The organism is Mesobacillus thioparans, from assembly GCF_965138835.1.
Taxonomy (GTDB): domain Bacteria; phylum Bacillota; class Bacilli; order Bacillales; family Cytobacillaceae; genus Mesobacillus; species Mesobacillus thioparans.
Window position 1 is genome coordinate 18299 of record NZ_CBCSFH010000015.1, and the last position, 21431, is coordinate 39729.

Here is a 21431-nt window from a genome sequence, read left to right on the forward strand (position 1 = left end):
CAAAATAATATTTTAAGGAGGTCCAGCTTTGGATACTAATAAATCGTCACTAATGCTTGTTGACGGAATGGCTTTGTTGTTCAGGGCATTCTTCGCAACAGCTGTTTCCGGACAGTTCATGATCAACTCCAAAGGGGTCCCGACCAACGCAATCCATGGTTTCGTCAAACACTTCGCGACTGCAGTGGCCAAATTCAAGCCTACCCATACAATGGTGTGCTGGGATATGGGCAGTAAAACGTTCCGCACCGAAATGTTCGATAATTATAAAGCCAACAGACCTGACGCACCGGTCGAGCTCTTGCCCCAATTCGATCTTGTCAAAGAGGTAGTCGCAGCTCTTGATGTTCCGAATATCGGCCTTCCGGGTTTTGAGGCAGATGATTGCATCGGCACGATTGCCAGGACCGCAAAGGAAGTGGATTCGATTACGATTTTGACTGGGGACAAGGATATCCTTCAGTTGATCGATGACCGGGTTTCTGTTATCTTACTGCAGAAAGGTTATGGGAATTATTTAGTTCACAATCGTGATAGTTTGTTTGCTGAAAAGGGAATCTGGCCTGAACAGATGATCGATTTGAAGGCTTTCATGGGTGACCCAAGCGATAATTATCCTGGTGTCCGCGGGATTGGTGAGAAGACCGCCATTAAATTGCTTCAGGAACACGGGAATGTAGAAGGTGTCATTGCAAATCTGCATCAATTGACTAAATCACAGCGTGCCAAAATCGAGGCTGACCTCGAGATGCTTCATTTAAGCAGGCAGCTTGCAGAAATCAAGTGCGATGTACCGGTCGAATGCAGGATGGACGAAGCACTATTCAGGATCGACAGGGAGAAGCTCCTTTCCAAGTTCAATGAAGTTGAGCTGAAAGGGCTGCACCGTCTATTTGAAAATGATGCAATGTACGCATAACAAAACGGCTGGATGCTCCAGCCGTTTTTTGTTTGCCTAATTATTTTGTATTCTTTTTCTTGGCAGCATTCTCAAGCTTTGACTTTGGTTCTTCAGCAAATTCAGCATCCTGTCCATATCCCTGTGGAGTAACTCCTGGTGCCTTAGTTCCTCTGTTGCCCTTTTTACTCATTGCGGTAGATCCCTCCAAAAATTTTTGTTTAAAAATACATAGAAAAGTGAATTAACCTTTATAGGTTGTCTGCTTGAGCAGCTTAATCCTTATTATGAACGCTCAAGAATAAAAGCACTCATTTTTCTTCAAAATAACATGGAGGTGACTGATGATGAATAAAGGTGCAGTAATTGCGATATCAAGTATCGGCCTGGCTCAGGCTTTAAAAATACCGATTCATTATGCAAAAACACAGGAATGGAAACCAGATTTATTTTTGGCAACAGGAGGAATGCCCAGCTCACACTCGGCCGGTGTTTCATCCTTGACCACCTATGTAGCCCTTACAAGAGGAGTACGTTCGATTGACTTCGCGCTTTCCCTTGTTTATGGCATGATCGTTATGTATGATGCACAGGGCATCAGACGGCAGACAGGAGAGCTTACTCTGAAAGTGAATGACCTTGATGAACTGATTGATAAAATCCATGAGGATGACCCAGTGGAGTTCGAGGAAAAGTCCCCGGATCCTTTGAAGGAAATGCTCGGACATCAGCCAAAGGAGGTGCTGGGCGGCGCCCTTCTGGGGATGGTCATGGGATATGCCGGCTATCTTTTAACGAAAAAACGGTAGAAAAAGCTCGGATAATGCGGTAAAATTTTACTAGAAACGGCTTGAAGAGAGAGGATTGATTCAGTCAGTGCGGACAGTTGAAGATTATCTGCTTCATTTGAAGAGCAAAGGGTTCCATTTTCGTGAGGATGCCATCGGCTTCATATTTTTCGGACAGCAATATACGAACTCAACCGATGAAATCGCGAATGCAGCCATTGAAATCACACTGAAGGCTCAAAAAGGTTTTGACGGGAGCTTTTATATTTCATTGCTTGAAACGTTCGCTTCTAATAAAATTCATTCCCGCAAAGAAGCATTGCAATTTGTCAAAAAAATCGAGCTTTTGGCTGTATAAAAAGAGGCTGGTTCCAAAGCGTCATGCTTTGAAATCAGCCTCTTTTTTAGGGAATATCTTACGAACAAAGCTTTCCAATTTTCCTGATGGCAATTCAGCGAAAATCATTCCAGCAAAAATCAGCACACACCCTGTCAGGGCACTATACGTCAGGCGCTCATCTGCCCATAAATAAGCGGTAATTGCTGCAAAGACAGGTTCCATGGCAAATATTAAGGCGACTCTCGTAGCAGTTGTATGCTTCTGGAAATTTGTCTGGATGAAGAACGCCAGGGCAGTCGCAAGAATCGATGTGACCAATAAGGCGACCATCACATCCGCAGAAAAAATGACCTCTGGCTGAAAAGCCCTTTGCCAGTCCTCGAACAGGACCGAAGATACAGCTGAAAGGGCGGCGACAGTCGCAATCTGCACTGCCGTCAAAAGCAGTGTCGGATAACTGCTTGAGAATTTTCCGGTAAAAACGATATGCAAGGCGAAGCCAGCTGCGCAAATCAGCACCAAAGCATCACCGATGTTAAGACTCGATACATCTGACATCGTTAATAAATAAAGGCCGCCGGTTGCCGCCGAAACGCCTGCTATCGAGTTCATGCCCGGGCGCTGTTTCAAAATCCCGATCATCAATAAAGGGACCAGGACGACGCTCAAGCCGGTGATAAAACCAGCTTTTGAAGAGGTGGTGTACAAAAGGCCCAGCGTCTGGAAGGCATAGCCAATGAACAGCCAAAACCCAAGCATCACTCCTGACAAAATCAATTTCTTATCAAGTTTCTGCAGTTGATGCTTTTCAAAAATCACCAGCCAGAGTCCCAGCAGGATCGCGGCAATGGTAAATCGGACGGTGTTGAACGCCAGGGGCTCAAGGAATGAGATGGCATTTTGTACGACAACAAAAGTCGCACCCCAGATGAGTGCCACGAATAATAAACTTAAGTCAGCAAAAGTCGATGCTTTCATTTAGTTTTCGGTTCCTTTCATATCGTTGTCTCTTACAGCTTTCCTGGCCAGGTCATCAGCTGTTTTATTTTCACTTGATGGAATCCATTTCATGAAGAATAAATCGAATTGGCCGGCAAGTATTAAAGCTTTTTCTAAAAGAGGAGCGTAAAGCTTGTTTTTGACGAACTCCTTTTCGACTGCAGCATTCACCAGCTGTGAATCAGTCCTGAAGGAAACCACTTTAAAACCCTTCTCAATACATATTTCCAATGCTTTTATAAATGCATGATATTCAGCTTCATGGTTTGACATGACGCCGAGAGGGATTGAATATCTGAAAACTTCCCCTTCTCCTTTAATAAAAATGCCAGCACCGCTTGGTCCCGGGTTGCCAGCACTTGCTCCATCAATATATACCTCGAACAAAGATGATCACTCCCGGTTGGTTTGTACAGATAATAGATAGTGTATCATAATAAGGGCGATAATTAATAAAATTATACAAATGCATTTTCGTCATCCTCAGCTCTTTTTCATTGTAACGGCCATCGAAAATGGGTAAGATAACTAAAAATGGTGGAGACAAAAGATCGGAAAGCGGGGAGAAGTCTTGAAATATAAATTGGAATGGGAATATAAAGCAAAAGGTTTGGCCCCTATCCTGTTCAGCTCTGATTATCTGGACGGGGAACATGCACTCCAGACGGCTGAAGAACTTGAGAAGTCAGGAAAAGCATTGGAAATCTCTTTCACTGATGAAATCGGCACTTCCTGGTCAATCAAGGAAATGCGCAAACTCCTTGCTGAGGTGGAAGAAGAGCCTCATGACCTGACTGTTTATTTTGACGGAGGCTTCGATAATACCCATTATAAGGCCGGACTCGGCACAATCATTTACTACAAGCAGGGCAAAAAGAAATACAGGCTGCGCGCCAATGAAGTGTTCGACGAACTGGAAACGAATAATGAAGCGGAGTATGCAGCTCTTTATTTTGCCCTTACCATCCTGGAAGAAATGGGTGTCAGGAACATGTCTTGCGAAATAAAAGGTGATTCCCAGGTTGTTCTGAAGCAGCTGGAGGGAGAGTGGCCGTGCTATGAAGAGACACTCAACCGCTGGCTCGACAGGATCGAAAAGAAAATCAAGGAGCTTGGCCTCCATCCAAAATACAATCCGGTAGGAAGAAAAGAGAACAAAGAGGCTGACAAGCTGGCAACCCAGGCTTTACAGGGGAAAATGATCAACAGCAAAATGCAAATATTGTAGCCAGGAGGGACACGATTGACTCGAAATGAAATCCTTGCTGAGGTGGAAACATTGCTCAACACATACTGCAATGGATGCTTCCTGAAAAAGCATAACCGGCAAGAACGCGGAAAAACATCCGCCCACCGGTTTTGCATAACAGAATGCACCGTCGGCGAGAAAATTAAAAAGTGCGGACAGAAATTATTATAGTCAAGTGGAATTAATGGACATTTCAGGGGCATGAGGTAAGCAAAATGTTTAAGAAAGAGTGTTTAATGGACTTTTCAGTGGCGTGAGGAATGTAAAATGTCCAAGAAAGTATGTTTAATGGACATTTCAGTGGCTTGAGGAATGCAAAATGTCCAAGAAAGAGTGTTTAAAGGACATTTCAGNGGCATGAAGGAAGTTAAATGTCCAAGAAAGAGTGTTTAAAGGACATTTCAGGGGCATAAGGAAATCAAAATGTCCAAGAAAGAGTGTTTAATGGACATTTCAGGACCATGAGGAAAGCAAAATGTCCAAGAAAGCTTGTTTAATGGACATTTCATGGCCGTGAGGAATACAAAATGTCTAAAATCAAATGTATAAAACAAAAAGGCTGGCGCCAGGCGCCAGCCTTTATCTTTTGGAATTATAGTTTCACTACGTTAGCTGCTTGTGGTCCGCGATTTCCTTCGACGATTTCGAAAGAAACTTCCTGGCCTTCTTCTAAAGATTTGTAGCCTTCACCCTGGATTGCTGAGAAGTGTACGAATACATCGTCTCCGCCTTCTACTTCGATAAATCCGAAACCTTTTTCATTGTTGAACCATTTTACTTTACCGTTTTGCATGTTAAACTTTCCTCCCATGTCTTTCGAGGCACAAAGTCTGTGCCCAATTGAATATTATCATCTAATTGGATACACCTGCGTTCTTATGACATGACAAATATATTCTTTTAAATGATGTCTTAAATATACAATATTGGAATAGTCCTAGTCAAGAATGTAAGCGTTATTAAAATCTAATAATCTTAAAATTTAGTAAATTTATAACCGCTGTTCTGGTTCCTATTTTCGGGAAAATTTGTTATTATTTTCTTACTGAAGCTTTACTTTAAAATGCTTAATGCTAAAAGCAAAAACGGCAATCAACTAAAAAAGCAGTCTATTATGTAGCTAAGAGGAGGGCACTAAGATGAAGTCCACTCCATCAGCGTTCACGTCCTTATCTGATTATCAAATTGAGACATTATTGGATTCAATCAGGAACGGCAATCCCGTTCAGGACCCCACATCACAGAAAGTAGTGAATACCAAAATCGATGATATTTCCAGGAAACTTGACGCCGCTTCCATTCAAATGGAGGAAATATTCGATGTCGTCGCGAAGACAGGCGCTGTTCCTGTCTCTGAGATCAAGAATGAAATCATGCCAGCAATCAGACAGGCAGCAGAAATTCCTCATATTTATCATCTGTTTTATGAACTTAAGTCCAAAGATGAGTATACCTACAGGCACACGGTCTGTGTCGGCATCATTTCAACACTGCTTGGAAAATGGCTCAATTTGAATCAATCCGATTTGAATGACCTTTCGCTGGGAGCTACCCTCCATGATATCGGCAAGGCTCGGATACCAACTGACATTCTTAATAAGCCGGGCAGGCTGACACAGGAAGAGTACGCCGAAATGAAACGTCATACCGTTTATGGCTACAGATTGCTGAAGGATATACCTGAGCTGAATGACAGGGTTGCCCTCATCGCTCTCCAGCACCACGAACGGGAGGATGGCGGCGGCTATCCGTTCAGTTTGCAGAGCGGGAAGATCGACGAGTTTGCCAAGATTGTCGCGATTGCCGATGTCTATCATGCCATGTCGTCATCGAGGGTCTACCATCAGGCAGAACCTTTTCATATAGTCATTTCCCAGATGCAGAACGATGTTTTCGGCAAATTCGACCCGAAAATCATGCTGGTTTTTTTATACAGGATCATGGACAGCCTTGTCGGGAAAAGGGTCCTTTTAAGCAATGGGGAAGAGGGGACCATCCTTTTGATCGATAAATTCGAACCGTTGAGGGCATTGATCAAGACCGAAGATACGCTGATTGACTTGCGCCTCAACCGGGGATTGAGAATCTCACGCGTCCTAAATGATTCAATCGTAGGGGTATAAAAAACCATTGTCCTTCATATCTTTTAATAGTCAAATATGATGAATCAAAAGGGTGAGGGCATGTATCGCTTTTCGATTGGTGATGAGGACTGGATTATCATTTTTTCTCCGCATCTTTCCCTTGAACAAAAAGAAAAGGAAGAAATCATCCGTTCCATCGCCATCATGGGTCTGCAATGGGCTGCTTTCAGCCATGGGGAATCATGCGTGATTTTTCAGGAGCTGGTCGGAGCGATCGTGGTTCGGATTGAAAAAGTTCCTTCCCTGATTTTGACTGTTTCGGCAGTTGTTCAAAGGGATCGATGGTATATAAGCGAAAATAATAAAGTCGAACCGTTCGACAATGATAATTTCCTAGAAGGCAGCTGATCACTCGGCTGCCTGTTTATGTGTTTTGGAGGATGAGATAAAAGTCCTTTACGGTCTTGTCGAAAAAAAGATAAAATAGAATTCTAGGTTTGAATTATGCTCATATAAAAGCTTTTCAGGAGGAAATTATGAAATTGATCATTGCGGAAAAGCCTGACCAGGGCAGAACGCTGGCCTCCGTTTTTAAAATGAAAAAGAAAGATGGATACATCGAGATCCTTCCAAATGAAGTTTTTCCGGATGGCGCTTATGTATCCTGGGCAATCGGGCATTTAACGGAATTATCCGCGCCTGAACAGTACAACCCGTCATGGAAAAAGTGGTCGCTGAATACATTGCCGATCATTCCGGACCAATTCCAGTACGAAGTCGTTAAATCGAAAGCGAAACAATTCAATATCATAAAAAGGCTGGTTTCAGACCCTCAGGTCACCGAAATCATCCACGCTGGCGATGCCGGGCGTGAAGGGGAGCTGATCATCAGGAATATCCTTCGCCTTGCGAATTGTACGAAACCGATGAAACGGCTGTGGATATCTTCCCTGACCCCAAAAGCGATTAAAGAAGGCTTTCAGAAATTATTGAGTGAATCAGATACTAAGAATTTATATTTTGAAGCCTATACCCGGGCATGTGCTGATTGGGTTGTGGGCATGAATGCATCCAGACTGTACACTCTTTTATTGCAAAAGAAAGGCTATTCTGATGTGTTTTCCGTCGGAAGAGTCCAGACTCCCACGCTTGCTCTCATTGTAAAAAGGGAACTGGAGATCGAAAGCTTTGTCTCAGAACCATTCTGGGAAGTAATCGGGAAATTCAATATCAATGGCAAGAAATACACTGGCAAATGGGAAAAAGATGGGGACTCAAGGATCAAGACGAAGGAGATGGCCGAAAAAATTGCTGCGTTCTGCAACGGCAAAGATGCTGAAGCAGCAGAAGTCATTTCCGAAAAAAAAGAATTCCTGCCGCCATTACTATACAATCTATCTGCGATTCAGGCCGAGGCGAACCGCCGTTTCAAGATGTCTCCAAAAAAGACGCTCGACATTTTACAAGGCCTCTATCAGAGAGGGGTAGTCTCTTACCCCCGTTCCGATTCCAGGTATGTGACTCCGGGTGAAGCGGAAGGGTTTCCTGCCATCCTGAACAAACTTAAGGCAATACCGGATTATGGTCCGTTATTTCCGTTGCCAGTGGAATCCATTCAACACAATAAACGATATGTGAATGAGAAAAAGGTGACAGACCACTATGCAATCATCCCGACCGAGCAAGTCCCGAACATAGGCAGGCTCTCCGGGGATGAGCTGAATTTGTATGATCTGCTCGTAAGGACGCTGATCGCCGCCCACTATGGACCATATATTGCGGAGTATACGACCATCAAGACGGTCGTGGATGGAAGGGCTGACTTTATTTCAAAGGGGAAGGTCCAGCTTGAGGAAGGCTGGAAGAAGGTGCTTCCACAAAAAGACGCAGATAAAGAACCGGAACTGCCTGCTGTACAGCAGGGTGAAACCGGAACCGTCTTGAAAACGGATGTAAAAGAAAGCAAGACCCAGCCGCCAAAGAGACTGACTGAAGGACAGTTGATCACCTTAATGAAAACGGCCGGCAAGCATATTGAAGACAAGCAGCTCGAGAAGGTGCTGATGAAGGCTGAAGGACTTGGAACCGAAGCTACGAGAGCAGGCATCATTACCATGCTGAAGGACCGTGCCTACATCGAGGTCCGAAAAAATCTCGTTTACGCCACAGCCAAAGCAAAAATTCTCGTTGCCGCAGTTGGAGGACAAGTTCTTGCCTCACCCGAAATGACAGCAAAATGGGAACAGCGGCTGCATCAGATAGGTGAAGGGGAAGCATCGCCCAAACAGTTTATAGAGCAAACTTCAAAAATGATCAAGCACCTTGTTTCCGAAACGACCGAGGGGTCAGCTGGCTGGACATTTTCCGAAGAGCTTACCAACTCGTTCGTACCTGGTAAAAAAGGCGGGAAGTCACGGCGCAGCGCCAATGTGGGGAAATGCAAAAAATGCGATGGCATGGTTGTGGATAAAGGGACGTTTTATGGATGCTCCAACTACCAAAAAACCAAATGCAATTTCACGCTTTCCAAACAGATCCTGGGCAAAACCGTTACGCAAAAAAATATAAAGAAGCTGCTGGCAGAAGGAAGCACAGATGTTATTGAAGGCTTCCAGAGCAAGGATCGCACTTTCAACGCGAAGCTGTACTGGGATGCGACCGAAAATAAGCTGAAATTCGATCTTGTTCAACAGCCGGTCAATCAGGGTTGATAGCGCCTTGTCACCCTTGTCCTTCTATAGTAAACTTTAATATGGCTATTGTATAAGCATTGGAGGTCGTGGGATGCCAACACCTAGTATGGAAGATTATATTGAACAAATTTTTATTTTAATAGAACAAAAAGGTTATGCCCGGGTCGTGGATATCGCAGAGGCATTATCAGTCCATCCCTCCTCAGTGACAAAAATGGTCCAAAAGCTTGATAAAGATCAGTTCCTGGTCTACGAGAAATATCGCGGACTTGTGCTGACCCCAAAAGGATACAAAACTGGCAAAAGGCTTGTTTACCGCCATGAATTGCTTGAACAATTATTACAAGTAATCGGTGTGAAGGAAGAGAACATCTATAATGATGTCGAGGGGATTGAACATCATTTAAGCTGGGATGCAATCGACAGGATCGGTGATCTTGTCCAGTTTTTCGAAGAAGATAAAACGCGGGTCCAGGAGTTAAGGGCCATCCAGAAGCAAAACGATGAACAATAAATCAAACACCTGACAAAATGCTGTCAGGTGTTTTTAGCTTTTCAGTATATATCAGGGTATGTATGAAAATCAGAACCGTCTGCTGAAATTAAGGAAGATGTCCCATTTGTTTCTTCATTGATGTTGACTCCTGAAATTGTCCCCGCAGACGCTTCCAGCATGGCTTTTCGATAAGAAATGATCCTCCCGCTGGAAGTCTGGAAGCTGATGATTTCACCAGCATTGTTTCTATGTACCGCGACTAACTGTTCTTGTTCCAATCAAAATCTCTCCTTTCATTCAACTAGTCTTGCACTTCCGCAAGAATTTTAAACTGTAAAGGTATTTCTCAAGACCATGACGAACTAAAAAGTATATGGATTAATTTGCAGGGTGGTGATCTAATGGGTACATATGATTGGAAAACGGCATCTGAAAAGCAATGGGACGGTATGGCTGAGTCCTGGAATTCAAGAAGCATAGGGATGTGGGAATCGGGAAGCCGAAAGGATATTGTCCCGTTCATCAAGGAGTTTATCCCTGCTGGTTCAACTATATGTGATTTAGGCTGCGGTTCTGGCGTTGGATCGCTAAAATTGGCAGAAGCGGGGTATTCTGTCACAGGGATTGATCTATCCGAGGAAATGCTCGAGAAAGCGAGACAGAATACCAGCGAAGGACAGTGTGTTTTTGTGAAGGGGAATCTGGCTGAATGTGGCAGACCTGAAAACAGTTTTGATGCAGTGATGGCAATTAACTCGATTGAGTGGAGTAACAGTCCCTATGAATCATTGAAAGAAGTGACCCGCATTTTGAAGCCGGGGGGATTTGCCTGCATCGGCATTCTTGGGCCGACAGCGGGACCGAGGATTAACAGTTTCCAGAGATTATACGGAGAAGAAGTATTATGCAATACCATCATGCCATGGGAGCTGGAAAGACTGGCTGGGAAAAATGGATGGGAAAAGATTGGGGAATTTGGCGTCTATAAAAAGGCGGCTGAACAGCTTTCCCTGGGTTCACTGCCATTGGAGCTTAAGCAAGCACTCTCTTTTATGTGGGTCTTCATGTTCGAGGTACCTGAAACAGCTTAGGGAACAAAGAAAGGCACCGATTGTCGGTGCCTGTTTTTAATTCCATTCGAATGGAGTCTCCTGGTATACATAATAATTTAACCAGTTGGAAAAGAACAAATGAGCGTGAGATCTCCACCGATTGGCTGGTTTCTTTTCAGGATTGTTATCTGGGAAGTAATACTCAGGAACCTGGATCTCAATCCCCCTGCTCCTGTCCCTTCCATATTCCTCAGCTAGAGTGGTAGCTTCGTATTCTAAGTGGCCGGTAATCATGATTCTGGCCCCATCTTTACTTGAAATGATCAAGGGGCCTGCTTCATCCGAGACCGACAGGATTTTTAACTCAGGATGCTCTTCCAGTTCTTTTATGGAGATATTTGTGTTGCGTGAATGAGGCGCTGGAAACTCATCATCAAAGCCTCTTAACAATTTTTCCGTTTCATCCAATACTACATGATTGAAGACTCCTGAACATTTTTTGGGCAGGACGTATTTCCCAATGCCATAGTGATGATACAAGGCAGCCTGCGCTCCCCAGCAGATATGCAAAGCAGAGGTCACGTTTTCCTTTGTCCAATCAAGGATCTCCCTCATCTCATCCCAGTATTCCACTTCTTCGAATTCCATTAGTTCGATAGGCGCACCGGTAATGATCATTCCGTCATATCTCTTTTCTTTTACCTGGCTGAAGGTTTGATAAAATTCCTCAAGGTGGTATTGGGATGTGTTTTTTGAATTGTATGTAGCTGTTTTCAGAAAAGTGATATTGACCTGGAGCGGAGTATTTCCGAGCAGGCGAAGCAGCTGCCTCTCCGTCTTTTCTTTTTCAGGCATCAAATTCAGGATCAAAATATTCAATGGACGGATATCCTGTCGAGAGGCACGGGTGTCATCCATGATGAAAATGTTTTCTTTTTCCAATATTTCTTTCGCTGGCAAATGCAGCGGAATTTTGATTGGCATAAATTAACCTCCCTTTTAGCAAACTAAAGTCAGTAATTTTTATTATAGTCTGAATTCTTTCGCGGAGCAATTGACTAAAGAGGAAATTTTATGACAAATAAATATTTTTTACCTGATAGTAATTTTCTGATGGTAGAATATAAGATGGTAAGCACATAGATAATATCTGGGGGGATTGGGAATGGAAACAAATGTTCAGGTTAAGTCAGATATTGAAATTGCCCGTGAAAGCCAAATGATGCCGATCGTTGATATTGCAGCGAGCATAGGCCTCGATGCCGATGATATCGAGATGTTTGGCAAGTATAAAGCAAAGCTGTCATCAGAAGCTTTGACAAAATTGAAGACAAAGGAAAGCGGTAAGGTTGTCCTTGTCACAGCGATTAATCCAACTCCTGCAGGGGAAGGGAAATCGACAGTGACGGTCGGACTCGCTGACGCTTTAAATAAACTGGGACAAAAAACAATGATTGCCATGCGTGAGCCATCACTCGGACCTACGATGGGAATCAAGGGAGGTGCAACAGGCGGAGGATTTGCCCAGGTGCTTCCGATGGAGGATATTAACCTCCACTTCACAGGGGACCTTCATGCCATCACCACTGCGAATAATGCGCTGGCTGCTTTGATTGATAATCATCTTCAGCAGGGGAACAGGCTGAATATCGACCAGCGGAGAATCGTCTGGAAGCGTGCTCTTGACTTGAATGACCGTGCCTTAAGGAAGGTTGTCATCGGACTTGGCGGACCCCTTCAGGGTGTGCCTCGTGAAGATGGGTTCGATATCACGGTTGCTTCAGAAATCATGGCTGTTTTATGTCTTGCAAGCGACCTGAAGGATTTAAAGAGACGTCTATCGAACATGGTTGTTGCCTATAACTATGACAAGCAGCCTGTCACTGTAGGTGACCTGGGTGTAGCAGGCGCACTTACACTTTTACTGAAAGAAGCCGTAAAACCAAATCTTGTCCAGACGATTGAACATACACCGGCATTGATCCATGGCGGACCTTTCGCGAACATTGCCCATGGCTGTAATAGTGTCATCGCAACGGAAGCGGCCTCCAAGCTCGCTGATTTTGTTGTGACGGAGGCAGGGTTCGGGGCAGATCTTGGTGCCGAAAAGTTCCTGAACATCAAAGCAAGGACAGCTGGAATCGATCCATCAGCAGTTGTCATCGTCGCTACCATCCGGGCGCTGAAAATGCACGGGGGCATGAAAAAGACCGAGTTGGTGAACGAGGATGTCCAGGCCTTAAAAGACGGCTTCACGAACTTGAAAAAGCATGTTGAGACGATTGCCGGCTTCGGCTTGCCGTATGTTGTTGCAATCAATCGATTCATTACCGATACAGAGCTCGAAACCGATACACTGAAAGAAATGTGTGAGGATGCAGGCATACCAGTTGCGCTGACAGAAGTCTGGGAAAAAGGCGGTGCTGGTGGAATTGAGCTTGCTGAGACATTGCTTGATGTGATCGAAAAAAGTGAAAATACTTTTGCCCATTTATATGACCTTTCCGATTCACTAGAGGATAAAATCAAGAAGATTGCGACTCAGGTTTATGGTGCAGAGGGGGTCGAGTTTTCAACAAAGGCTAAGAAACAGCTTGTTGATTTTGAAGGTTTCGGCTGGGGTGTGCTGCCAGTTTGTATGGCTAAAACGCAATATTCGCTGTCAGATGATCCGCAAAAACTTGGCCGGCCATCAGGATTTACCATCACAGTCAGGGAATTTAAGCCATCGGTTGGTGCGGGATTCATCGTCGCCCTGACAGGTGAAGTCATGACGATGCCCGGACTCCCTAAAATGCCGGCTGCGCTGAATATGGACGTTGATGAAGATGGGAATGCTGTAGGCCTGTTCTAATCTTAATATCTGCAAAACCAAAAGTGCCAGCCTTCCATATGGGAGGCTGGTTCCTTATATCTGGTTCTAAACTTGGAATGGAGTGAACTTTTTTGTTTGACCCGACCGCGTTTGATAACATAAAAGTCGTAATTGAAGGCGAAATATATGACAGGGATTTGGACGGAGAAATCAAAGTGGTCGATCGAAATGACTGGATCAATGCCGCCAAGCTGTCGCGAAAATACGAAATTTCCTTTACTGTAAGTGGATACAATGATCAAGAAATTGCAGCCATCATGACATTAGAGGCAGGCTTGGAGAACCTTTCCGCAGAATTATTGGGAACAGGCGCTGGTGATCATCTTGCAGGGTGCATTGTTGGAATTTCTTTTTCATTGCTACATAAAAACGAAATTCAGGTTTTTCAATCCATACAAGATAGACTGGAAGAAATCTGGGGAAGTGACAGGGAGATCATTCAATCCATACACCTTCCTCCCCTGGCAGAAAATCAATGGATCAGAAATGTTGCCAGTGTTTCATTTAACCGCCTTGTTTATGAGGAACAAATTGATGATTTAACAAATATGATTGATTATATGGCTGAATCATTAAGTAAGCTGAAAAAAATTATTGAATGAATAATATTTCCTGCCGTAATAGGCAGGAATTTCTGCGTTTTTTCAGAATAATCTATTATTAGATAGTTTTTGAACATCGATCTGTTAAAAGTTCTCCATATGTGCGCAATAAACTTTGGAAGGAGACAAGCTGTCCGGGAGAAGACAGGTTTTAGATAGGGGGAGATAATGTGAAAAAAATAGCTTGGGTAACTGACAGTACTGCTTACCTCGATGAGGAATTGAGGAACAACCCTGATGTCTACCAGGTGCCAATGACAATTGTTCTGGACGATGTGGAATACCTCGATGGCAAAGATTTAACTGCTGAGGAATTATATAAGAAATTAAAAACGGTGAAGACTCCATCTAAAACATCACAGCCGCCTGTTGGCGTTTTCATGGAGTTGTATGAAAAACTTGAAAAAGAATATGATCTCGTTTTCGCGGTTTTGATTTCCTCGAAATTGAGCGGAACAGTCGCATCGAGTGTACAGGCTGCACAAGCTGTGAACATACCAGTCATCACTTTTGACTCTAAGATTCTCACGTATCCGCTGACATCACTCTTGAAAAAAGGGATATCCCTGGCCGAGCAAGGTGCGGACGTCGAGGAAATCAAAGAGAAACTGGAAACCGTCCGTGATTCAAATGAAACCTATGTGATGATCGGAAGCCTGGAACAGCTTCATCGCAGCGGAAGAATGTCTGGAGTCCAATTTTATCTCGGAAGCATGCTCAGCATAAAACCAATCATCAGCATTGAAGATGGTACATTGAATACCAAGGAAAAAGTGCGAAGCGACAAGAAGGCCCGCGACAAAATATTCGAATATTTGAGGTCCTCCCATGAGAAATACGGAGTAGAGGAAGTGTACATCCTCTACGGGCTTCATAAACAGGCAGCAGATGAATGGCAAAGGGAACTTGAAGGGATGTTCCCGGATATTACACTCCTCAGCTGTCCGATTGGAGCAGTCATCGGCGTCCATGCCGGAGAACATACCATTGGAATCAGCTGGAATAATGCAAAAGTATAAGTGCCGAATTGGCACTTATTTTTTTGCTGTATAAAATTCATTAAGTGAAGCTGAGCGGAGTTGAATGATCGAGAAACAGGTTTTAATAGACATTTCCAAGCCGGTAAGGGATTAAAATGTCCAAGAAACAGATTTTAATAGACATTTCAACNCCGGGAAGNGGCCAAAATGTCCAAGAAACAGNTTTTAATAGACATTTCCAAGCCGAGAAGGGATCAAAATGTCCAAGAAACCGGTTTTAATAGACATTTCAATGCCGAGAAAGGACAAAATGTCCAAGAAACCGGTTTTAAAAGACATTTCCAAGCCGGGAAGGGATCAAAATGTCCAAGAAACCGGTTTTAATAGACATTCCCATGCCGGAAAGGAATCAAAATGTCTATTGGATGCAGAGAAGATCATCATCCCCCATTCTGTACTTATCATCCCATCACCAGCCGATTTATATGGTAAAATGAGTTCGGTAGGAAAGTAGGTGCTGAAGTATGAAAGATTTAATAAAAATCACAGAGGAATTCGTGAAAAACGAGCTTGGCGGAGATTCTTCCGGGCATGATTGGCATCATATTGACCGGGTTAGGAAGAATGCGCAGCTGATCTGGAGCAAGGAAAAGCAGGGTGACTGGTTCATAATCGAAATGGCGGCCTTGCTTCATGATATACCGGATGATAAATTGAATGAATCGGAAGCAGCCGGATGGGCAAAGCTGGATTCGTTTTTACAAAGTATAGAATTAGATGGTGAGACTGCTTCAAAGATTAAAAGCTGTATTGAAACGGTATCTTTTAAAGGCGGAAGGTCGATTGAACTCGACAGTATCGAAGCGGAGATCGTACAGGATGCGGACCGTCTTGATGCCCTTGGTGCTATCGGGATTGCAAGGACTTTTGCTTTTGGTGGAAAGAAAGGTCATCCCATCTATGAACCCAGCCTGGGTGTCAGAGGGGAAATGACGCTTGAAGAATACCGGAATGGCAGCAGTTCTTCGGTCAATCACTTTTACGAAAAGCTTTTGAAGCTGAAAGATAAAATGAATACACCCCATGCAAAACAACTAGCTGAGGAAAGGCACCGTTTTATGGAGGCTTTCCTTGAACAATTTTACAGTGAATGGAATGGTAAGGCATGAAAATGATCACGATTGAAAACGTGACAAAGACTTACGGAGAAAAAGAACTGTTCAAAGGCATTACTTTTACGATCGGCGAGCGTGAACGGGTCGGGTTGATCGGAGTGAATGGCACCGGAAAATCTTCCCTGCTGAGAATCGTAGCGGGGATTGACCAGCCGGACTCTGGTGAGTTGATCTATGCGAAAGACTATAAAATCTCGTTTTTATCCCAGCAGCCTGAAATGGAACCGGAGAAAACCGTCCTTGATCAGGTGTTCAGCGGAGAGGCTCCAATCCTGAAGCTGATGCGGGATTATGAAGTGATTCTTGCTAAGTTAGGTCAAAAACCGGATGATGCAGGAGTACAGGAAAGATTTTACGAGCTGCAGCGGAAAATGGACAGCTCTGATGGCTGGGATGCCAATACGGCGGCAAAGTCGATTCTGATGCAGCTGGGGATCTCAGACTTCACCAAAACAATGGGTGAACTATCCGGCGGACAGAAAAAACGTGTCGCACTCGCACAGGTGCTGATTGAATCTCCTGATTTGCTGATCCTGGATGAGCCAACCAACCATCTTGACTATGAAACGGTCAAATGGCTGGAAGACTATCTATCCCGCTATTCCGGGTCGCTCTTACTCGTGACCCATGACCGGTACTTCCTGGACAGAGTGACGAATAGGATATTTGAACTCGATGGAGGCAGCCTCTACAGCTATAAAGGCAACTATGCCAGCTTCCTGGAAGCAAAGGCGATCCGTGAGGAAAATGAAGCCGCTACACTCGAGAAGAAAAAGAATCTGTTCAGACAGGAACTTGAGTGGATCCGAAGGGGCGCAAAGGCCAGGACTACCAAGCAAAAGGCCAGGATTCAGCGCTTTGATAAACTGGATGACGAAGTTTCGAATGTTAAGTCCGCTGAAAAACTTGATATTTCCCTAAGTGGAAGCCGGCTGGGCAAACAAGTACTTGAATTGAAGGATGCAACCAAAAAATATGAGGACAAAATCATACTTGATGATTTCAATCTCCTCGTAAAGCCGGGTGACAGACTTGGTATCATCGGCCGAAATGGGACCGGGAAATCCACTTTACTGAATATCCTGTCGGGAAGGATAGAACTCGATTCTGGCGAAATCATCACGGGCCAAACTGTTAAAATTGCCTATTATACACAGGAAAATGAAGACCTGGATGAGAATAAACGGGTGATCGAGTACCTGAAGGAAACAGCAGAGATTGTCCATACTACCGATGGAAAAACAATTTCAGCTGCGCAAATGCTTGAGCGATTCCTGTTTCCACCATATGCACATGGAACCCCGATCAGAAAGCTTTCAGGAGGAGAGAAGCGCAGGCTATACCTGTTGAAGCTGTTGATGGAAGAACCGAATGTCCTCCTGCTCGATGAGCCAACCAATGATTTGGATACACAGACTTTAACCGTCTTGGAGGATTATCTTGAGGAGTTCCCTGGTGTTGTGATTACCGTATCCCATGACCGTTATTTCCTTGATAAGGTTGTCGACCTGCTGCTTGTATTGGAAGGGGATGGACGGACAAACCTTTATTACGGCAATTATACTGATTACCTTGAAAAACGACCGAAATATGATTCAGTTTCTTCCCAACCGAAGAAGGAAAAGGTGGAGCAGCCAGAAAAAACGAAGAAAAAGAAACTTAGCTTCAAAGAGCAAAAAGAATGGGCAGAAATCGACGATGAAATTGCAGGAACAGAAGCCCGGCTTGAAGAAGTACAGGCTGAAATGACCACCATCGGAAGTGACTTCGAAAAAGGTCAGGCCTTGATGAAGGAAGAAGCAGAGTTGAATGAACAGCTGGAGTATCTAATTGAAAGATGGAGCTATTTATCAGAGCTCGCTGACGAATAAGGCCTGGATTCCAGGTCTTATTTAATTGCTCCCAAATGCGATTGTTCACTGGTTATGTTAAAATAGCTTCATTCCTGAAAAATATAAAGGGGTGGGAATGTGAGAATTATATCAATTGAACCAACACCAAGCCCGAATACGATGAAAATCAATCTAGATGAAGAACTTCCAATGGGCAAGAGCAATAATTATAAAAAGGATTCGGCTGCCGGGGCACCAGAAGTCGTTTTGAACATATTGGATATTGAAGGGGTAAAAGGGGTTTACCATGTGGCAGATTTCCTGGCAGTCGAAAGGAATGCAAAGTTTGACTGGAAGGTCATCCTGCCTGAGGTGAGAAAAGCGTTTGGTGAAGAAGCAGAGGAATCTGGGGACGATGCACCTCAAATCAATGAACACTTTGGGGAAATAAATGTGTTTGTCCAGGTATATAAGGGAATTCCAATGCAGGTGAAGCTAACGGATGGAACAGAAGAGAAGCGGTTTGGACTTCCAGAATTGTTTGTGAAAAAAGTAGGCGAGGTTCAGACTCCCGAGGATAATGTCGTTATGGTCCGAAGGTGGAAAGAACTTGGTGTCCGTTATGGCGAATTTGAGCAGGTGGGAAATGAGGTTGTCGAAGAGCTTTTGGCAGCTTATCCTCCAGAACGGCTGGAAGAGCTGGTCAAATTAGCGAAAAATCCAGGGCAGGAAGCCCAGATAAAAGCGGTCAAAAAGAAGATCAGGCTGACAGAAGCAGATCTGGATAATCCTGATTGGCGGATCAGATATCAGCAGCTTGAACAAATGGACGACCCGACAATAGATGACCTGCCTGTACTTGAAAAAGCGTTAAAGGATGAAAAAGCATCCGTGCGCCGTCTGGCAACAGTGTATGCAGGAATGATTGAAGATGTAAAGGCACTGCCTTTATTGTATAAGGCCCTGAAGGATAAAACCGTTACGGTTCGCAGGACGGCAGGAGATTGCTTATCGGATCTTGGGTTCCCGGAAGCGAAGGAATCAATGATGGAGGCTCTTAAGGATCCAAGCAAGCTTGTCCGCTGGCGTGCAGCCATGTTCCTGTATGAAGTTGGAGATGAGAGTGCATTGTCTGCGTTAAAGCAAGCAGAAGATGATCCGGAATTTGAAGTAAGCATGCAGGTGAAATTGGCGATTGCCAGGATTGAACATGGTGAAGAAGCCAAAGGTTCGGTTTGGAAACAAATGACCGAAGCCAGAAAGCAGTAAATAAAAAAAGGAAACACACAGGAAAATTGTAAGATTTCCGGTGTGTTTTCTTTTTTTTTGGCTCTTTTCTCAAAATTTGTTGCTGTTCTTTATTAAATAGAATGTAATCACCTAAGATTAGTCACACAATTAACGATCATGCTGAGAAAAGAGCTTGCAAACTTAGTACCGACATACAAAATGGCTATTACAGGTTAAAATCGGCTTTAGGATTTTAACAACAATCTTTACGAAAACAGCCTTTTTTTATGATGAATCCGCTTACAAATATTTAATAATTAAAATATTTAGATTATTATTGCAATTGGTCGAGAAAAGAGGTAAGGTAATGAATAAAAAATCGGGAGGGACAGTCTATGGAAAAGGATTTAAGAATTAAAAGCCATGTTTTTAGTGATGATGCCAGGAAAGCGCCTAACAGGGCGATGCTGCGCGCAGTTGGATTCGATGATGAGGATTTCAAGAAGCCGATGATCGGGATTGCAAGTACCTGGAGCGAGGTAACTCCGTGTAATATACATATAGATAAGCTTGCTGTAAAAGCAAAAGAAGGCGCGAGGGCAGCAGGTGGTGCTCCGCTGATTTTCAATACGATCACAGTGTCCGATGGAATCTCAATGGGAACGGAAGGAATGCGCTACTCACTGCCGAGCCGCGATTTGATCGCTGATTCCATTGAAACGGTAGTCCAGGGTGAGAGCCTTGATGGCTTTGTCGCAATTGGCGGCTGTGATAAAAATATGCCAGGCTGCATGATGGCAATCGCAAGGATGGATCTTCCTTCTGTTTTTGTATATGGAGGGACAATCAAGCCCGGTAAGCTTGATGGCAAGGACATTGATATAGTATCTGCCTTCGAGGGAGTTGGCCAATATAACAAGGGAGCCATCGGCGATGGACAGCTGCACAAAATTGAGTGTCAAGCTTGTCCGGGTTCAGGTTCCTGTGGAGGTATGTACACTGCCAACACAATGGCCAGTGCGATTGAGGCCCTCGGCATGAGCCTTCCGGGCAGTTCTTCCCATCCAGCGGAAACAGATGAGAAACGGGATGATTGCTATCAGGCCGGGGAAGTAGTTTATCAGATGCTTGAAAAGGATATTCGTCCAAGGCAGATCTTAACGAAAGAAGCCTTTGAAAACGCGATTACTGTAGTAATGGCGCTTGGCGGGTCCACAAATGCGGTTCTCCATTTGATGGCGATTGCCAATGCTGCTGAAGTTGACCTTACCCTCGATGATTTTAATAGAATTCAAGAAAGAGTCCCTCACCTGGCCGACCTGAAACCAAGCGGGCAATATGTCATGCAGGACCTTTTCGAAGCAGGCGGAGTCCCTGCTGTCATGAAGCTGCTTTTGAAAGAAGGAATGCTTCACGGAGATTGTCTCACGGTAACTGGAAAAACAATCGCAGAGAACCTTAAGGACTTTCCGGATTTGAATCCAGGCCAAAAAGTAATCAGGCCGGTCGATCAGCCTTACAGGGAGAATGGGCCGCTTGTTGTCATTAAAGGGAATCTTGCCCCAGCAGGAGCAGTAGCAAAGGTCTCAGGGCTGAAGGTGAAACGCATGACGGGCCCCGCGAAGGTTTTTGACGATGAAGAGTCGGCTTCAAAGGCAGTGATGTCTGATGAAATAGTACCCGGGGATGTGCTTGTCATCCGTTATGAGGGTCCTAAAGGCGGACCGGGTATGCCGGAAATGCTGTCATTGTCAGCCATCCTTGTCGGCAAAGGCCTGGGAGAAAGCGTGGCATTGCTTACAGATGGCAGATTTTCAGGGGGAAGCCACGGCCTTGTCATTGGCCATATAGCTCCTGAAGCCCAGGTTGGCGGCCCGATTGCCTTGATAAAAAATGGGGATATGATTACGATCGATAGTGAACAGAAACTGTTATCAGTAGCATTGAGTGAGGAAGAATTAGCTTCCCGCAAACAGAACTGGACACCGCCGGCACTCCCTTCAAGAGGGACTCTGGCTAAATATGCAAGACTGGTTTCCTGTTCTTCGAAAGGGGCAGTAACTGACCTGTTTGAGGGAGAAACAGCGCAGGAGCCTGTCCATTCCTAGACCAAGACGTTCTTTTATTGCGTTTGGCCC

Annotated in this window: 24 protein-coding genes; 18 read left to right on the forward strand and 6 right to left on the reverse strand. The window is 44.3% G+C overall.

All coding sequences use genetic code 11. The features are described 5' to 3' along the window. The first annotated feature begins 28 nt into the window (after positions 1-28). Positions 29-919, forward strand: coding sequence for a 5'-3' exonuclease (locus tag ACNAZ4_RS19665; protein WP_415817299.1), 891 nt, complete (start codon positions 29-31; stop codon positions 917-919). A gap of 40 nt (positions 920-959) precedes the next feature. Here the strand turns inward: ACNAZ4_RS19665 and sspL are convergent, their stop codons facing one another. Continuing rightward, a complete protein-coding gene (gene sspL / locus ACNAZ4_RS19670) occupies positions 960-1091 on the reverse strand; it encodes a small, acid-soluble spore protein L (RefSeq protein ID WP_311071259.1) in 132 nt (43 codons plus the stop codon). Positions 1092-1245: 154 nt separating this feature from the next. On the opposite strand from sspL, the gene ACNAZ4_RS19675 reads away from it, so the two are divergent. Then, on the forward strand, positions 1246-1707 hold the full coding sequence (locus ACNAZ4_RS19675; protein WP_415817469.1) for a divergent PAP2 family protein: 462 nt from the start codon (positions 1246-1248) through the stop codon (positions 1705-1707). Positions 1708-1762: 55 nt separating this feature from the next. Next, the gene (locus ACNAZ4_RS19680) at positions 1763-2044 is read left to right on the forward strand and encodes a DUF6123 family protein (protein ID WP_415817301.1); all 282 of its coding nucleotides are present in this window, start codon (positions 1763-1765) and stop codon (positions 2042-2044) included. 21 nt (positions 2045-2065) lie between these two features. Here ACNAZ4_RS19680 and ACNAZ4_RS19685 read toward each other — a convergent pair whose 3' ends face one another. After that, positions 2066-3004 carry a DMT family transporter gene (locus tag ACNAZ4_RS19685; protein WP_415817303.1) on the reverse strand — a complete coding sequence of 313 codons (939 nt, stop codon included), beginning with the start codon at positions 3002-3004 and terminating at the stop codon, positions 2066-2068. After that, the gene (locus tag ACNAZ4_RS19690; RefSeq protein ID WP_415817305.1) at positions 3005-3412 is read right to left on the reverse strand and encodes a reverse transcriptase-like protein; all 408 of its coding nucleotides are present in this window, start codon (positions 3410-3412) and stop codon (positions 3005-3007) included. 184 nt (positions 3413-3596) lie between these two features. On the opposite strand from ACNAZ4_RS19690, the gene ACNAZ4_RS19695 reads away from it, so the two are divergent. Both ACNAZ4_RS19695 and ACNAZ4_RS19700 read left to right on the forward strand, forming a co-directional pair. Continuing rightward, positions 3597-4253 carry a reverse transcriptase-like protein gene (locus ACNAZ4_RS19695; protein ID WP_415817307.1) on the forward strand — a complete coding sequence of 219 codons (657 nt, stop codon included), beginning with the start codon at positions 3597-3599 and terminating at the stop codon, positions 4251-4253. Between the two features lie 15 nt (positions 4254-4268). Next, on the forward strand, positions 4269-4445 hold the full coding sequence (locus ACNAZ4_RS19700; protein WP_415817309.1) for a zinc-finger domain-containing protein: 177 nt from the start codon (positions 4269-4271) through the stop codon (positions 4443-4445). Positions 4446-4866: 421 nt separating this feature from the next. Here ACNAZ4_RS19700 and cspD read toward each other — a convergent pair whose 3' ends face one another. Beyond that, the gene (gene cspD / locus ACNAZ4_RS19705; protein WP_042355328.1) at positions 4867-5067 is read right to left on the reverse strand and encodes a cold-shock protein CspD; all 201 of its coding nucleotides are present in this window, start codon (positions 5065-5067) and stop codon (positions 4867-4869) included. A 346-nt stretch (positions 5068-5413) separates the two neighbouring features. Between cspD and ACNAZ4_RS19710 the strand changes: the two genes are divergently transcribed. From ACNAZ4_RS19710 to mntR, 4 genes are all read left to right on the forward strand, one after another. Next, positions 5414-6397, forward strand: a complete 984-nt coding sequence (locus ACNAZ4_RS19710; RefSeq protein WP_415817311.1) for an HD-GYP domain-containing protein — start codon at positions 5414-5416, stop codon at positions 6395-6397. A 60-nt stretch (positions 6398-6457) separates the two neighbouring features. Then, the gene (locus ACNAZ4_RS19715; protein WP_415817313.1) at positions 6458-6766 is read left to right on the forward strand and encodes a hypothetical protein; all 309 of its coding nucleotides are present in this window, start codon (positions 6458-6460) and stop codon (positions 6764-6766) included. A 128-nt stretch (positions 6767-6894) separates the two neighbouring features. Further along, positions 6895-9069, forward strand: coding sequence for a DNA topoisomerase III (locus ACNAZ4_RS19720; protein ID WP_415817315.1), 2175 nt, complete (start codon positions 6895-6897; stop codon positions 9067-9069). A gap of 73 nt (positions 9070-9142) precedes the next feature. Further along, complete coding sequence (gene mntR / locus ACNAZ4_RS19725) at positions 9143-9565, forward strand: transcriptional regulator MntR (RefSeq protein ID WP_415817317.1); 423 nt, start codon at positions 9143-9145, stop codon at positions 9563-9565. Positions 9566-9606: 41 nt separating this feature from the next. On the opposite strand, the gene ACNAZ4_RS19730 is transcribed toward mntR, so the two are convergent. Next, entirely contained in the window at positions 9607-9825 is a 219-nt protein-coding gene (locus tag ACNAZ4_RS19730; RefSeq protein WP_415817319.1) for a DUF3892 domain-containing protein, read from the reverse strand. 123 nt (positions 9826-9948) lie between these two features. On the opposite strand from ACNAZ4_RS19730, the gene ACNAZ4_RS19735 reads away from it, so the two are divergent. Then, positions 9949-10638: a class I SAM-dependent methyltransferase gene (locus ACNAZ4_RS19735; RefSeq protein WP_415817321.1), complete on the forward strand. Its 690-nt coding sequence runs from the start codon at positions 9949-9951 to the stop codon at positions 10636-10638. A 36-nt stretch (positions 10639-10674) separates the two neighbouring features. On the opposite strand, the gene metA is transcribed toward ACNAZ4_RS19735, so the two are convergent. After that, positions 10675-11583, reverse strand: coding sequence for a homoserine O-acetyltransferase MetA (gene metA / locus ACNAZ4_RS19740; RefSeq protein WP_415817323.1), 909 nt, complete (start codon positions 11581-11583; stop codon positions 10675-10677). A 181-nt stretch (positions 11584-11764) separates the two neighbouring features. On the opposite strand from metA, the gene ACNAZ4_RS19745 reads away from it, so the two are divergent. The 8 genes from ACNAZ4_RS19745 (at position 11765) to ilvD (ending at position 21401) form a co-directional block, all read left to right on the forward strand. Then, the gene (locus ACNAZ4_RS19745) at positions 11765-13453 is read left to right on the forward strand and encodes a formate--tetrahydrofolate ligase (RefSeq protein WP_415817325.1); all 1689 of its coding nucleotides are present in this window, start codon (positions 11765-11767) and stop codon (positions 13451-13453) included. Positions 13454-13545: 92 nt separating this feature from the next. Then, positions 13546-14076, forward strand: coding sequence for a hypothetical protein (locus tag ACNAZ4_RS19750; protein ID WP_415817327.1), 531 nt, complete (start codon positions 13546-13548; stop codon positions 14074-14076). A 170-nt stretch (positions 14077-14246) separates the two neighbouring features. Beyond that, entirely contained in the window at positions 14247-15095 is an 849-nt protein-coding gene (locus ACNAZ4_RS19755) for a DegV family protein (protein ID WP_415817329.1), read from the forward strand. A 220-nt stretch (positions 15096-15315) separates the two neighbouring features. Continuing rightward, entirely contained in the window at positions 15316-15570 is a 255-nt protein-coding gene (locus ACNAZ4_RS19760; protein WP_415817331.1) for a hypothetical protein, read from the forward strand. A 10-nt stretch (positions 15571-15580) separates the two neighbouring features. Beyond that, a complete protein-coding gene (locus ACNAZ4_RS19765; protein WP_415817333.1) occupies positions 15581-16225 on the forward strand; it encodes an HD domain-containing protein in 645 nt (214 codons plus the stop codon). After that, positions 16222-18102 (forward strand): ABC-F family ATP-binding cassette domain-containing protein, encoded by a 1881-nt coding sequence (locus ACNAZ4_RS19770; protein WP_415817335.1) that lies wholly within the window; start codon positions 16222-16224, stop codon positions 18100-18102. Before ACNAZ4_RS19765 ends, ACNAZ4_RS19770 begins: the two co-directional genes overlap by 4 nt. A 99-nt stretch (positions 18103-18201) precedes the next feature. Continuing rightward, positions 18202-19332 carry a conserved virulence factor C family protein gene (locus tag ACNAZ4_RS19775; protein WP_415817337.1) on the forward strand — a complete coding sequence of 377 codons (1131 nt, stop codon included), beginning with the start codon at positions 18202-18204 and terminating at the stop codon, positions 19330-19332. A 356-nt stretch (positions 19333-19688) separates the two neighbouring features. Then, complete coding sequence (ilvD, locus tag ACNAZ4_RS19780) at positions 19689-21401, forward strand: dihydroxy-acid dehydratase (RefSeq protein ID WP_415817339.1); 1713 nt, start codon at positions 19689-19691, stop codon at positions 21399-21401. Positions 21402-21431 lie beyond the last annotated feature (30 nt).

What these genes read in the sequence shown, in the direction of transcription:
- ACNAZ4_RS19735 (WP_415817321.1), top strand. Translation starts at nt 9,949, where the DNA reads ATGGGTACATATGATTGGAAAACGGCATCTGAAAAGCAATGGGACGGT.
- ilvD (WP_415817339.1), top strand. Translation starts at nt 19,689, where the DNA reads ATGGAAAAGGATTTAAGAATTAAAAGCCATGTTTTTAGTGATGATGCC.
- ACNAZ4_RS19675 (WP_415817469.1), top strand. Translation starts at nt 1,246, where the DNA reads ATGAATAAAGGTGCAGTAATTGCGATATCAAGTATCGGCCTGGCTCAG.
- ACNAZ4_RS19710 (WP_415817311.1), top strand. Translation starts at nt 5,414, where the DNA reads ATGAAGTCCACTCCATCAGCGTTCACGTCCTTATCTGATTATCAAATT.
- ACNAZ4_RS19765 (WP_415817333.1), top strand. Translation starts at nt 15,581, where the DNA reads ATGAAAGATTTAATAAAAATCACAGAGGAATTCGTGAAAAACGAGCTT.
- mntR (WP_415817317.1), top strand. Translation starts at nt 9,143, where the DNA reads ATGCCAACACCTAGTATGGAAGATTATATTGAACAAATTTTTATTTTA.
- ACNAZ4_RS19720 (WP_415817315.1), top strand. Translation starts at nt 6,895, where the DNA reads ATGAAATTGATCATTGCGGAAAAGCCTGACCAGGGCAGAACGCTGGCC.
- ACNAZ4_RS19715 (WP_415817313.1), top strand. Translation starts at nt 6,458, where the DNA reads ATGTATCGCTTTTCGATTGGTGATGAGGACTGGATTATCATTTTTTCT.
- ACNAZ4_RS19760 (WP_415817331.1), top strand. Translation starts at nt 15,316, where the DNA reads ATGTCCAAGAAACCGGTTTTAATAGACATTTCAATGCCGAGAAAGGAC.
- metA (WP_415817323.1), bottom strand. Translation starts at nt 11,583, where the DNA reads ATGCCAATCAAAATTCCGCTGCATTTGCCAGCGAAAGAAATATTGGAA.
- ACNAZ4_RS19745 (WP_415817325.1), top strand. Translation starts at nt 11,765, where the DNA reads ATGGAAACAAATGTTCAGGTTAAGTCAGATATTGAAATTGCCCGTGAA.
- cspD (WP_042355328.1), bottom strand. Translation starts at nt 5,067, where the DNA reads ATGCAAAACGGTAAAGTAAAATGGTTCAACAATGAAAAAGGTTTCGGA.
- ACNAZ4_RS19685 (WP_415817303.1), bottom strand. Translation starts at nt 3,004, where the DNA reads ATGAAAGCATCGACTTTTGCTGACTTAAGTTTATTATTCGTGGCACTC.
- sspL (WP_311071259.1), bottom strand. Translation starts at nt 1,091, where the DNA reads ATGAGTAAAAAGGGCAACAGAGGAACTAAGGCACCAGGAGTTACTCCA.
- ACNAZ4_RS19770 (WP_415817335.1), top strand. Translation starts at nt 16,222, where the DNA reads ATGAAAATGATCACGATTGAAAACGTGACAAAGACTTACGGAGAAAAA.